Here is a 12,551-nt window from a genome sequence, read left to right on the forward strand (position 1 = left end):
AGTCAGTGTAAGATGGTTTGTTCCTTGAACACCTCTGCAACGCACCACGCCGATGTCCTGCATTCCTGCGGCGCACCATGGTGGTGCAAGCGACCCTGATATTGAAAGCGATTCCTCCATGTGGCTGCGCACTGCCTGCAAGCTCGGCTTCACCCTTGACAGCGATACCCCGTTCATCTTCATGTTGCGTGCGCACAGCGGCGCCCGGCAATGGGTGGCGCGCGAGTCCTATACGCTCACGCCGAGCGTGCCGGTGACGCAATTTGCCGATATGTACGGCAACCTGTGCCAGCGCCTGGTGGCGCCGGCCGGTGAGTTTGCGATCGAGACCTCGGCCGATGTATTGACCGACGAGGCAATCGATGTGGCGTCCGGCGCGCCGTTCGATGCGGTGCAACAGCTGCCGGACGCGGTGCTGGTCTTTCTGCTGTCAAGCCGCTATTGCGAAGCCGAGCAGTTTTCGACCATGGCGGGCGAAATCGTCGCCGGCGTGGCGCCAGGGTACGATCAGGTGGCCGCCATCTGCGACTGGATCCGGCGCGAGGTGCGCTTCGACCCCGACACGGTGTACGGCCAGATGACGGCTACCGAGGTCAACTTGCGGCGCGAAGGCGTGTGCCGCGACCTGGCGCATCTGGGCATCGCGCTATGCCGCAGCCTGTGCATTCCGGCGCGCATGGTGGTGGGTTACCTGCACGGCCTGGAACCGATGGACCTGCATGCCTGGTTCGAAGCCTGGGTCGGCGGGCGCTGGTACACCTTCGACGCCACGCAGCAGACAGCACGCGGCGGCCGGGTCACGCTGGGCATGGGGCGCGACGCGGCCGATGTGGCGATCTTCAACCAGTTTGGACCGGCGTTGCCACCGCATCGGATGCAGGTAACGGTGCAGCTGCTGGCGGCGCCGGAGTAAACAAGTGCTTGATGCCGGTCTTCTTGTACGAAGCGACCACCTTGTGCACGAAGGTCAGCTTCTCCAGCACGGGCGTGCTGAGCTTGAACGGATACGAGTCCGGCGTGCCGATACTGCGATTGAGGCTGTTGAGCACGTAGGTCAGCGAGAACCAGTCTGACAGGGTGTCGTCAAACGTGTCGACCCTGGTAGGCAGGGTCACGCCATCGAGCGCCGGCTCGTCTGCCTTGGCGGGCTTGAGCGAGAGCCCGCACGCATGCGCCGTTTCCAGGGTATCGATCATGTGCAGGTAGTGGGCCCAGGTTTCGGCCCAGTCTTCCCACGGGTGCGAACTGGCATAACTGCTGACGAAATGCTGGTCCCAGTCGGCGACAGGGCCTTCGTTGTAATGGCGCTGCAAGGCTTCCCCGTAATCGGCGCGCTCGTCGCCGAACAGCTCACGGAAGCCGTCTATCCACTGGCTGTCGACCACCAGCCGGTCGAAATAATAATGTCCGCTTTCATGGCGGAAGTGTCCCAGCAAGGTGCGGTAGCGCTCGTGCATCTGTTCGCGCGTGCGTTCGCGCTCGGCCGGATCGGCTTCGGCGATATTCAGGGTGATCAGGCCGTTGTCGTGGCCGGTCATCACGCACTGGTCCGTCACGCCGTCTTCCAGGAACTGAAACGCCAGTCCGGTTTCCGGCGCATCGTCTTTCGAGGCCGGTGTCAGGTTCAGCGCAGCCAGCGAGAACAGCAGCCGGCGCTTGGCCGTTTCCAGGCGCGACCACAGCACGAGGTTTTTCTCTGATGACAGCGACGGAATCACCGTCGTGAACTGGCAAGATTCGCACAGCTCGTGCGGATCGTCGGCCGGGATCATCCAGTTGCAGACGTTATGCTCCACATAATTGCCGCACTGTTTGTACAGCTTGCCTTCGTCCCTGCTGTTCAGACTGCGCCACAGGCGATCGTCTGCCGGCTCGTAGCTGTTGATGGTACGCAGCGTGGGCTCATAGCCCAGCATGCTGTCGCAGTTCGAGCATAAGGTATTTTCAAAAAACACCTGGTTGGAACATTTATCGCAATGAAACGTTTTCATGGGTGCCGGTAAGATGGGTTGTGGTTGTCGTGTTCGCAATCTACCAGCAAACCGGGCGCCGCGATGCCTGTGTAGGACAATCACTCGCTATCGTGCGCGGCTGCAAAAACTGTCTGTTTCCGGACACCCCTGTCCGAAGCCGGGCAAATCAAGGCCGCTGGCTGGCCGCTAGCTTCGGCGCCAACACCTTGATTTGATTGATTTTTCCTTCTGCGGTAACGTGTGGCACGAAGATTGCAAAAGAGACCGTATTCGCCACTTGCCCACGCCTCACAATGGATCTCGCCCTCGACCCCGCCATCATCCAACGCCGCCAGCGCCACAAGGCACTGGTTATTGCCACGCTGCTGGGTACGCTGTGCCTGGCCGGATGGGGCATCAACCGGGTGGTCGGTCCCAGCGTGGATGCGTCCGGCCTGATGCTGGCGCAAGTGCGGGTGGGAAATATCGCCAACACCATCAACGCCTCGGGCATCGTGATTCCGGTGCATGAGGAACTGGTATCGAGTCCGATCCAGACCCATGTGGCCAAGGTGCATGCCAAACTGGGCCAGCAGGTGCGCGCCGGCGAATTGCTGCTGGAACTCGACGATCGCGCCGTGGTGCTGGCCATCGACAGCATCCGGGAGCAGCTGGCGCAGCAGGAAAACCGCATCGCCGCGCTGACGCTGGAACTGTCGCAGAAGCGCAAGCAGACGGCCAGCGCGATCGAACTGCTGCAGCTCGACCTGGAGGCGGCGCGCGTACGGCTGGTCCGCTCGCAAACCCTGCGCAAGGCGGGCGGCGTGTCGGCCGAGGATTTGCTGACGGCCGAGCTGAACGTGCGGCGCATCGAGATCCAGCTGCGCCAGCAGCGCGAACAGATCGACGACAATCAGCGCGTCACCTCGATCAATATCGAAGGCGCGCGGCTGCAAAAGAACATCCTGCAAAAGCAGCTGGCGCAACAGCAGCAGCTGTTCGAGCAGACCCGCGTGCGCGCGCCGTTTGCCGGCATGCTGACGCAGCTGATGGCCGAGGAGGGCGCCAGCGTCGGCAACGGCCAGCTGGTGGCCAAAGTTTCTGAATTGAACAACTACAAGGTCGAGGCCTCGCTGTCCGACTTTCATGCGCGCGCGCTCGGCGCCGGCCAGGCGGTGCTGGTGGAGCAGGGCAACGTCAAGCTGGCCGGCCGGGTGCAAACCATCTTGCCGGAGATCCAGAACGGCACCGTCAAGCTGCTGGTGACGCTGGCCGAGCCGAATCACGCCATGCTGCGCAACAAGCTGCGGGTCGAAGTCAATATCGTCACCGAGCAAAAAACCAATACGCTGCTGGCCGATGCCGGCCCGGCTTTCAACGGCCGTGGCCCGCAAGACATTTTCGTGGTGCGCGACGGCGTGGCTCGCAAGCGCACGCTCAATATCGGCGCCAGCGATGGCAGGAGCGTCGAAATATTGTCCGGCGCGCGCGCTGGCGAGCGCCTCATCATTTCAGATACCAGCCGCTACAAGGACCGCGACAGCGTCCGCGTGGCCGAATAACCCGAATAACCCGAATAAACGATAACAAGAAAGGTGCAACATGATCCGCCTGGAAAAAGTCAGCAAGACCTACCGCACCGACAAGGTAGAAACGCTGGCCCTGAAAGACATCGACCTGCATGTGGCGAAAGCCGAATTCGTCTGCATCATGGGCCCCAGCGGCTGCGGCAAAAGCACGCTGCTCAACCTGATCGGCCTGCTCGACCATCCGGGCAGCGGCGCGATCACGGTGGGTGGCGCGCCGGTGGCCGCGTACAAGGACAAATACGTGGCCAGGCTGCGCAACAACACCTTCGGCTTCATCTTCCAGAGCTTTCATCTGATTAATGACTTGCGCGTGATCGACAATGTCGAGCTGCCACTGCTGTACCGCGACATGTCGGCCAAGAAGCGCCAGCGGCTGGCGCGCGAGGCGCTGGAAAAAGTCGGCCTGGGGGCGCGCATGGACCATTATCCGAACCAGTTGTCGGGCGGCCAGCAGCAGCGGGTGGCGATCGCCCGCGCCATCGTCGGCCAGCCGCTGGTGTTGCTGGCCGACGAGCCGACCGGCAACCTCGACAGCAAGATGGGCCAGGAGGTGATGGACATCCTGCTCAAGCTGAACAGTGAGGGCACCACCGTCGTGATGGTCACCCACAACGAGCAGGAAGCGCGGCTGGCCGGGCGCGTGGTGCGCGTGTTCGACGGCCAATTGGTCGCCTGAAAGGAGACGGCATGTTCAGAAATTATATGCTGACGGCGTGGAAGGTTTTTCTGCGCCGCAAGATGTTCACGGCCATCAACCTGCTGTGCATCGTGCTCACGCTGGTGGTGCTGATGGTGGTCGCGGCCCTGCTGCAAAACACGTTTTACCCGACCGGCGTGGAAGGCAAGAGCGCGCGTTTCGTGCAGATGGTGATGGTGGAATCGAGCCATACCGACAAGGGCGGGCGCCGCCGCGGCACGCTGGGCTACAAGATGATCGCGCAATACTTGAAGCCCCTCAAGGGCGTCGAAGCCGTGTCGGTGTTCAGCTTTCCGCAAGCGGTGTCGGTGTACCAGGCCGATCGCGTCAGCGACCGCCAACTGCGCCTGACCGACGCCGAATACTGGAAGATCCTCGATTTTGCGCTGGTTTCCGGGCGCACGCTCAATGCCGACGATGTCGAGCAGGGCCGCATGGTGGCGGTGATCAATCAATCGACCGCGCGCCAGCTGTTTCCGGGCCAGACGTACCTGAACCAGAAATTCAACGCCAACGGACAGGTCTTCAGCGTGGTCGGCGTGGTGCAGGACGAGATGCACATCAACGCCTATGCCGACATCTGGGCGCCGCTGACCAGCGCGCCGTCGAGCGACTACAAAGATAAATTGTTCGGCATGTTCAGCACCATGATCCTGGCCTACAAGGCCGAGGATTTGCCGGCCATCAAGCGCCAGATCGTCGCGGTGGCCAAAACCGTGCAATACCCTGATCCCAACAAGTTCAACGTCACGCGCTTCTGGGGCGACTCCAAACTGCAGCTGTTCGCCCGTACTTTGCTCAGCGACCAGACCGAGGAGGGCGGCGCCGGCAAGCTGCTGGCCATTATCGTCACCTTGATGGTGCTGTTCATGCTGCTGCCGGCGCTCAACCTGGTCAACCTGAATGTCGGACGCATCATGGAGCGCAGCAGCGAGATCGGCGTGCGCAAGGCGTTTGGCGCTACCAGCGCCCAGCTGGTGGCGCAACTGGTGCTGGAAAACGTGCTGCTGTGCCTCGCTGGCGGCGCCATCGGCCTGGTCTGCGCGGCCGGTGCGCTGTGGTGGCTGGAAAGCTCGGGCCTGATCCCGTATCTGAAAGTGCACCTGAACTTCGCCGTATTTGGCTATGGCCTGCTGATCACGCTGGTGTTCGGCGTGCTGTCGGGCCTGATCCCGGCCTTGAAAATGGCACGTCTCGACCCGGTCCACGCCCTGAAAGGAACTGCCTGATGTTGCGCCACCTGTTAAAGCTGATCTGGAAACGAAAATCCCGCAACATGATGCTGAGCCTGGAAATCCTGCTGGCCTTTCTGGTGGTGTTCGCCATCGCCGCCTTCGGCCTGCGCCACTACCAGCTGTACCAGCTGCCGACCGGGCACGAATGGCGCAACCAGTGGTCGGTGAGCATGCGCGCGGCCAAGGAGCTGCCGAATGACGCCGCCATCTTCGACAATCTCAGGCGCAGCCTGCTCGATTTGCCCGAGGTGGAGTCGGTTGCCTTCGCCTCTTTCGGCACCTACGAGATGTCGCGCTGGACCGAGGAATACACGCTGCCGGACGGCAGCAGCCAGATCACCATCGATGGCCTGGGCGTGTCCGACGCCTATTTCAAGACCATGGACATGAAGCTGGCCGCCGGCCGCTGGTTTTCCAGGGCGGACGACGGCGCCGATGCCACGCCGGTCATCATCAACCAGCTTGTGGCCGACAAACTTTTTCCCGGCAAGAATCCGATCGGCCAGCTCTACATCACGAAACAGGAAGGCAAGGATGCGCCGAAACGCTACCGCGTGACCGGCGTGGTGGTGCAGTTCCGCCCCCAGGGCGAACTGCAGGAGCCGGTCTACCTGATGCTGCCGCGGTCGATGCCGGGCGTGGGCAAGGACGCGCCCAACAGCATCATGCTCAAGCTGCGCGCCGGCACGCCGCGTACTTTTGAAACCCGGCTCAATGCGCGCCTGAAGCAGGTGCGCGGCGACTGGAACTATATCGTCACGCCGCTGCCAGATGGCCGCAAGTCGATGCTGGGCACGCAGATGATACCGTTGACGATACTGTCGGTGATCGCCGCCTTTTTGCTGGTGATGGTGGCCTTCGGCCTGTTCGGCGTGCTATGGCAAAACACCACCCAGCGCATCCCGGAAATCGGCCTGCGCCGCGCGCTGGGCGCCAGTGCCGGCGATATCTACCGCCAGATCATCGCCGAGCAGATGCTGCTCAGTTCGGGCGCGATGGCCGTGGCGCTGTTGCTGCTGGTGCAACTGCCGCTGACCGGCGTATTTGGCGAGAACCTCGACTGGACTATATTTTTCATGGCCAGCGTGCTATCGGCCGGCGTGATCTGTCTGCTATCCTTGCTCTGTTCGCTATACCCGGGCTGGCGCGCCGCGCGACTGAGCCCGACCCAGGCGCTGCACTATGAATAAGGCGGTTTGAATCGATGGAATTATCGCGTAACGATGGTGGTCACCCCCGCGTCCGCCCCCGCATCCTCGTCGTCGATGACGACACGGCGGTGCAGGTCTCGCTGGCGCTGCTGCTCAAGCAGTCCGGCTATGACGCCGTATGCTGCGACGAACCGGCCCAGGCGCTGGCGCTGCTGGCGCGGCAGGCGCCTGACCTGGTGCTGCAGGACATGAATTTTTCGCTGCATACCAGCGGCGAAGAGGGCCTGGCGCTGCTGGCTGCCATCAAGCAGTGCCGGCCCGAGCTGCCGGTGCTGCTGATGACGGCCTGGGGTTCGATTGCGCTGGCGGTGCGCGGCGTGCAGGCCGGCGCCGCCAATTTCTTCACCAAGCCGTGGGACAATACCCAGCTGGTCGAACTGATCCGCGCCACGCTGGAGACCAGCGGGCCGGCGCCACTGGCCAACCCGTCGCGCCAGGCGCTCGACGCGCAGTGCGATTTCAGCGCCATCGTCGGCGAGCACCCGCGCCTGCTCAAGGTACTGGCCACCATCGCCCAGGTGGCGGCTACCCGTGCGCCGGTGCTGATCCTGGGCGAGAGCGGCAGCGGCAAGGAGCTGATCGCCGACGCCATCCACCGCAACAGCCCGCGCGCCGGCCAGCCCATCGTCAAGATCAACATGGGCGCCATCACGCCGTCGCTGTTCGAGAGCGAAATGTTCGGCCACGTGCGCGGCGCCTTCACCGACGCCAAAACCGACCGCAAGGGCCATGTCGCCAGCGCACACGGCGGCACCTTGTTCCTTGACGAGATCGGCGAATTGCACCGCGCCGACCAGGTCAAGCTGCTGCGCGTGCTGCAGGACCAGACCTACCAGGCGGTCGGCGCCAGCCGCACCGAACAAGCCGATATCCGCGTGGTGTCGGCCACCAACCGCGAGCTGGCCGAACTGGTGGCCGGCGGCGAATTTCGCGAAGACCTGTTTTACCGCCTGAACCTGATCACCATACGGCTGCCGCCGCTGCGCGAGCGGCGCAGCGACATCGCCTTGCTGGCGCGCCATATCATCGCCGAGGTGGCGCGCGGCTACGGACTGGGCACGGCCACCATCGCCCCGGGCGCGCTCGAATGGCTGAGCGCCCAGCCGTGGCCGGGCAATATCCGCCAGCTCAAGCAAACGCTGGAGCGCACGCTGCTGCTGGTTGGCCGCAGCGAACTGCGCCAGGCCGATTTCATCGACACCGAGCAGCATGGACATGGCGGCGCGCCGGGTGCATCCGGCAAGCGCCTGGGCGTCGACGGCATGACGCTGGAACAGGTCGAGCGCCACATGATCGGCCATGCCCTGGACCAGCACCAGGGCAATATCACGCGCGTGGCCAAGTCGCTGGGCCTGAGCCGCACGGCGCTGTACCGGCGCCTGGAACGCCACGGCCTCGGTGGCGGCAGCGACGGCGACGCCGCATGAGCTTGCGCTGGCGCCTGTACGCCTACCTGTCCGCGTCACACCTGCTGTTCGTCGCGCTGAGCGTGTTCCTGCTGCGCGCCACGCCGCTGACGATGCTGGCAGTCGAGGCGCTGTTGCTGCTCAGCCTGGCCCTGGGCGTGCGCCTGGTCGGCCGCGCGCTCGAACCGCTCGGCTACACGCGCCATTTCCACGACCTGCTGCAAGACCGGCATTACGCGGCGCGGCTGCAGGCCAGCGGCGATGGCGAACTCAATGAACTGGTGCAGTTGTTTAACACCATGCTGGGCGCGCTGTACCAGGAGCGCTTGCAGATCGGCGAGCAGCAGGGTTTTCTCGACCGCCTGCTCGAAGCGACCCCCGGCGCGGTGGTGGTGTTCGATTTCGACGGCCGTATCAGCCTGCTGAACGCCAGCGCGCAGGCGCTGCTGGGCTTGGGGCCGGAAACGAAGGGGCAGTCGCTGATGGCCGGCGCGCACCAGGGCAGGCATGAATTGCTGGCACAGCTCGATGCGCTGCCGCTCGGCGACAGCCGGTTGCTGAGCGACGCCGACGGGCGCCGCTATCGCTGCCAGCGTGGCCGCTTCTACGACCGTGGTTTCGTGCGGCACTTTTTGCTGGTCGAGGAACTCACGCAGGAACTTGAAAGTTCCGAGAAAGCCACCTACGACAAGCTGATCCGCGTGCTGGCGCACGAAGTCAACAACACCGTGGCAGCCACCGGCTCGGTGCTCGATTCGCTGCTGTATTACCGTGGCCAGCTCACCGAGCGCGACGGCGACGATTTCGGCACGGCGATTGCCGCCGTCAGGCGCCGCAATACCAGCCTTGGCGAATTCATCGAACGCTTCACACGCGTGGTCAAGATGCCGGCACCGGAGCCCAGGCCGGTCATGGTGCGTGAAATCATGGACGACATTTTGTACCTGTACCGCGAACCTTGCCGCAGCCGCGGTATCAGTATCGGCTGGCGGCGCTGCGATGCGGTCCCGGCGATCGCGCTGGACCGCCATCTGATGGAACAGGCGCTGCTGAACGTGGTCAAGAACGCGATGGAGGCGGTCGAGCAGGCCGGCCCGGCGGCCGGCGCCATCTGGTTCGAGCTGGCGGCCGAGGCCCATGGCGTGCGCCTGTCGGTCATCGACTCGGGCAACCTGCTGGGCGCATTGCCGGCGCGGCAGCTGTTCATGCCGTTTTTCACCACCAAGAAAGGCGGCCAGGGCATCGGCCTGCTGTTCGTGCGCGAGGTGCTGATGCGCCACGGCTTTGCTTATCGGCTGGCCGCTACCGGCCAGGGCGTGACCGGTTTGGCGACCAGCTTTGCGACCAGTTTCGCGACCAGTTTTGATATCTGGCTGCAGGGCGGGCCAGAATCGATGACGCCGACAGGGTGTGAACAGTCAAATCGCACAGTTCTGCCGGACGCGCTATGATCGCTGTCGCCCAGCCATCGAACCTACGAAAGCCAGACCGACATGCCCACCCCGAATCCTCCACCGCGCCGCGGCTCCCTGCTGCTGCTCTTACCGATCGCCCTGATCCTGCTTGCCCTTGCCGCGCTGTTCGCGTGGATCGGCGGCTGGTTCGGCAACCACCAGCTGACGCCGCAAAAAATGATGGACTTCGCCCAGTCGTCGGGTAGCCAAGCATCCGGCTTCCGGCGTGCGCACAGCAAGGGCGTCTGCTTTGCCGGCACCTTCACGCCCGCGCCAGAGGCGGCCAGCCTGTCAAAGGCGCGCGCGTTCTCGCAGCCGTCGATTGCCGTCATCGGACGCTTTTCCGCGTCCTCGAACAACCCGTATGCACCCGACGGTGCTTCACCGGTGCGCGGCATGGCGGTACAGCTGAAGACCGACGACGGCCAGGAATGGCGCATCGCCATGAACAGCTTTCCCTTTTTTGCCGCCGCCACGCCGCAAGGCTTCCAGGCGATGAATGAGGCCGGCAAGCCCGATCCGGCCACCGGCAAGCCCGACCCGGAGAAAATGAAAGCCGTGCTGGCCGCCCATCCCGAGATCGCCGCCTTCCAGGCCTGGGCGAAAACCGCGCCACGCTCCGATAGCCTGGGCAGCACCCGTTTCAACGGCGTCAATGCGTTTCGCCTGACGGACGCAAAAGGGGTGGACCGCATGGTGCGCTGGTCGATGCGCCCGCGCACGGCGTTCGTGGCGATGAGCCCTGAACAGCTGAAAGCGGCCGATCCCGATTTCCTGATGGAGGACCTGAACCGTCGCCTGGCCGCCGGCCCTTTGGAGTGGGACATGGTGGTGCAACTCGCCGAACCTGGTGACCCGATTACCGATCCATCGAAGGCCTGGCCCGACACGCGCAAGGAGGCCACCATCGGCACCTTGAGCCTGGCGCATGCCGAGCCGCAGGCAACCGGCCCTTGCCGCGATCTCAATTTCGACCCCTTGATACTGCCAGTCGGCATCGCCGGCAGCGACGATCCCATCCTGCATGCCCGCTCGGCCGCGTATTCGGTGTCGTTCAACCGCCGCGAACGCGAAATCAGCGCCGGCAAGTCCGCCTATCCAGCAGCCCAGAACGGGAGCGCCAAATGAACCGCCCACGCCACTTCAACCTGCTGGCCCGCGCGCTGCACTGGTCCATGGCCGCAGCGATTCTCGCCATGCTGTTTGTCGGCGCCGGCATGGTCGTCTCGCTGCAATACCGGGTCCAGCTGCTGGACCTGCACCGCCCGCTCGGCATCGCGATTCTGCTGCTGGCCATCGTGCGCCTGGTCAACCGCCTGAGCCGCCCGACGCCGGCGCTGCCTGTCGACCTGCCGGCGATCCAGAAATTCGCCGCCCATGCGTCGCACTGGCTGCTGTACGGCCTGATGCTGGCGATGCCGTTGATCGGCTGGGCCATGCTGTCGGCCGGCGGCTATCCTATCCCGCTGTTCGGGGTGGTACATCTGCCAGCCATCCTGCCGCACAGCCCCGAGGTGTACGGCATGCTGCGACCGCTGCACGGCATACTCGCGTATGTGCTGTTCGCTACCATCCTGGCCCACCTCGGCGCGGCGCTGTTCCACGCCTGGGTGCGGCGCGACGCGGTGTTCGGGCAGATGGCAAGGGGTGAACGGAAGTAAGCCGGCGTCAAGAAAAACTAGTCGGTTGTGGCAAAAATTTATAGCTGGCGAGGGGCCGCTTGGCGGGATTATTCTCCAGTCATGACCAATCCACTCACACTACATACCGTTTTTCTGCTGACCTTGCCCCCTTTGCTGTGGGCCAGCAACGCCATCGTCGGCCGGCTGGTGCACGACATGGTGCCGCCGGTGTTGCTCAACCTGCTGCGCTGGAGCATCGCCTGCCTGATCCTGCTGGCGCTGGCCGGCCCGGTCTTGGCGCGCGATTCAGCCATGTGGCCGCACTGGCGCCGGTTTTCTTTGCTGGGCCTGCTTGGCATCGGCATGTTCAACGCCTTGCAGTACATGGCGCTGCAAAGCTTCACGCCCATCAATGTGACGCTGGTGGCATCAAGCCTGCCGGTGTGGATGATGCTCAGCGGCCGGCTGTTCTTCGGCGTGCGTATCAGCGCGCGCCAGCTGGCCGGTGCTGTCCTGTCGATCGCCGGCGTGCTGGTGGTGCTGGCCCGCGGCGAGTGGGGCCATGTGCTCGAGCTGCGGCTGGTCGCGGGCGACCTGTTCATGATATTGGCCAGTATCGCCTGGTCGTTCTACAGCTGGCTGCTGATACACACTACCGAACCGGCCGCGCTGTGCACCGACTGGGCCGGCTTCCTGCTGGCGCAGGCGGGCTTCGGCGTACTGTGGTCGGGCGCGTTCGCGCTGGGCGAGCAGGCGCTGGGCTCTATCGTGGTGCAATGGAGCTGGGCCCTGGTGGCCGCGCTGGCCTATGTGGCGATTTTCCCCGCCATTATCGCCTTTCGCTGCTGGGGCGTGCGCTTGGCCGGAGCGGGCGTCGGCTCGTTTTTCGTCAACTTCACGCCGCTGTTTACGGCGCTGCTGTCGACCGCCATCTTGGGCGAAACGCCGCACCTCCACCATGCTCGTTCAAGGCGCATTTTGCCTACGGCGTGGACCAGGGCCTGAACAGAGCGCTGGCGCGCAACCTGAACAACCCGTTCGGCGCGGCGATGGCGCCGGTGTCGAGCACCGACAGCGATGTGGTATTGCTGGGGCTGACCGTGCCGCAGGGGGCGGGCACCTGGCTGGCGTCGTATATCCGCAAAAACGACAAGACGGCGCTCAACCAGGATGCGCAGCAGCTGGCGGCCGGCTACCGCCTTGCGCTATCCAGGCGTACCGACCTGTACGGCGTATTGGCGTCGATACGCAATCGCAACGGCGCCGGCTACACGGTGGGCAGCGCCATCGAAGGCGGCAGCGGCAACCGCGCGATCAATCTCGGCGTGCGCCACAGTTTTTGAAAAGGCGGCCAAAGCCGGCCCGCGAAGCGGTGCTGGTCAGAA

The 12,551-nt window shown here is 64.1% G+C and carries 12 protein-coding genes; 11 read left to right on the forward strand and 1 reads right to left on the reverse strand.

All coding sequences use genetic code 11. The features are described from left to right. The first annotated feature begins 118 nt into the window (after positions 1-118). Entirely contained in the window at positions 119-913 is a 795-nt protein-coding gene (locus tag AC0Z42_RS05295; RefSeq protein ID WP_485467188.1) for a transglutaminase-like domain-containing protein, read from the forward strand. Here the strand turns inward: AC0Z42_RS05295 and AC0Z42_RS05300 are convergent. Beyond that, positions 840-1,991, reverse strand: a complete 1,152-nt coding sequence (locus AC0Z42_RS05300) for a zinc-binding metallopeptidase family protein (RefSeq protein WP_485467189.1) — start codon at positions 1,989-1,991, stop codon at positions 840-842. The genes AC0Z42_RS05295 and AC0Z42_RS05300 overlap by 74 nt on opposite strands. A 275-nt stretch (positions 1,992-2,266) precedes the next feature. Between AC0Z42_RS05300 and AC0Z42_RS05305 the strand changes: the two genes are divergently transcribed. The 10 genes from AC0Z42_RS05305 to AC0Z42_RS05350 all read left to right on the forward strand — a co-directional run bounded on the left by AC0Z42_RS05305 (position 2,267) and on the right by AC0Z42_RS05350 (position 12,509). Then, a complete protein-coding gene (locus AC0Z42_RS05305; RefSeq protein ID WP_485467190.1) occupies positions 2,267-3,514 on the forward strand; it encodes an efflux RND transporter periplasmic adaptor subunit in 1,248 nt (415 codons plus the stop codon). Between the two features lie 40 nt (positions 3,515-3,554). After that, positions 3,555-4,217, forward strand: coding sequence for an ABC transporter ATP-binding protein (locus AC0Z42_RS05310; RefSeq protein WP_485467191.1), 663 nt, complete (start codon positions 3,555-3,557; stop codon positions 4,215-4,217). A gap of 11 nt (positions 4,218-4,228) precedes the next feature. Continuing rightward, positions 4,229-5,467 carry an ABC transporter permease gene (locus tag AC0Z42_RS05315; protein ID WP_485467192.1) on the forward strand — a complete coding sequence of 413 codons (1,239 nt, stop codon included), beginning with the start codon at positions 4,229-4,231 and terminating at the stop codon, positions 5,465-5,467. After that, positions 5,467-6,663 (forward strand): ABC transporter permease, encoded by a 1,197-nt coding sequence (locus tag AC0Z42_RS05320; RefSeq protein WP_485467193.1) that lies wholly within the window; start codon positions 5,467-5,469, stop codon positions 6,661-6,663. Before AC0Z42_RS05315 ends, AC0Z42_RS05320 begins: the two co-directional genes overlap by 1 nt. A 14-nt stretch (positions 6,664-6,677) precedes the next feature. Next, the gene (locus tag AC0Z42_RS05325; RefSeq protein WP_485467194.1) at positions 6,678-8,111 is read left to right on the forward strand and encodes a sigma-54-dependent transcriptional regulator; all 1,434 of its coding nucleotides are present in this window, start codon (positions 6,678-6,680) and stop codon (positions 8,109-8,111) included. Further along, positions 8,108-9,541 (forward strand): sensor histidine kinase, encoded by a 1,434-nt coding sequence (locus AC0Z42_RS05330; protein ID WP_485467195.1) that lies wholly within the window; start codon positions 8,108-8,110, stop codon positions 9,539-9,541. The genes AC0Z42_RS05325 and AC0Z42_RS05330 overlap by 4 nt, the downstream gene beginning before the upstream one ends. Positions 9,542-9,583: 42 nt before the next feature. Then, positions 9,584-10,672 carry a catalase family peroxidase gene (locus tag AC0Z42_RS05335; protein ID WP_485467196.1) on the forward strand — a complete coding sequence of 363 codons (1,089 nt, stop codon included), beginning with the start codon at positions 9,584-9,586 and terminating at the stop codon, positions 10,670-10,672. Further along, complete coding sequence (locus AC0Z42_RS05340; protein ID WP_485467197.1) at positions 10,669-11,205, forward strand: cytochrome b; 537 nt, start codon at positions 10,669-10,671, stop codon at positions 11,203-11,205. Before AC0Z42_RS05335 ends, AC0Z42_RS05340 begins: the two co-directional genes overlap by 4 nt. An 81-nt stretch (positions 11,206-11,286) precedes the next feature. After that, positions 11,287-12,171 carry a DMT family transporter gene (locus tag AC0Z42_RS05345; protein ID WP_485467198.1) on the forward strand — a complete coding sequence of 295 codons (885 nt, stop codon included), beginning with the start codon at positions 11,287-11,289 and terminating at the stop codon, positions 12,169-12,171. Then, a complete protein-coding gene (locus tag AC0Z42_RS05350) occupies positions 12,156-12,509 on the forward strand; it encodes a porin (RefSeq protein WP_485467199.1) in 354 nt (117 codons plus the stop codon). The genes AC0Z42_RS05345 and AC0Z42_RS05350 overlap by 16 nt, the downstream gene beginning before the upstream one ends. Positions 12,510-12,551 lie beyond the last annotated feature (42 nt).

The organism is Janthinobacterium sp. 1L-D-8-B-C4, assembly GCF_057291295.1.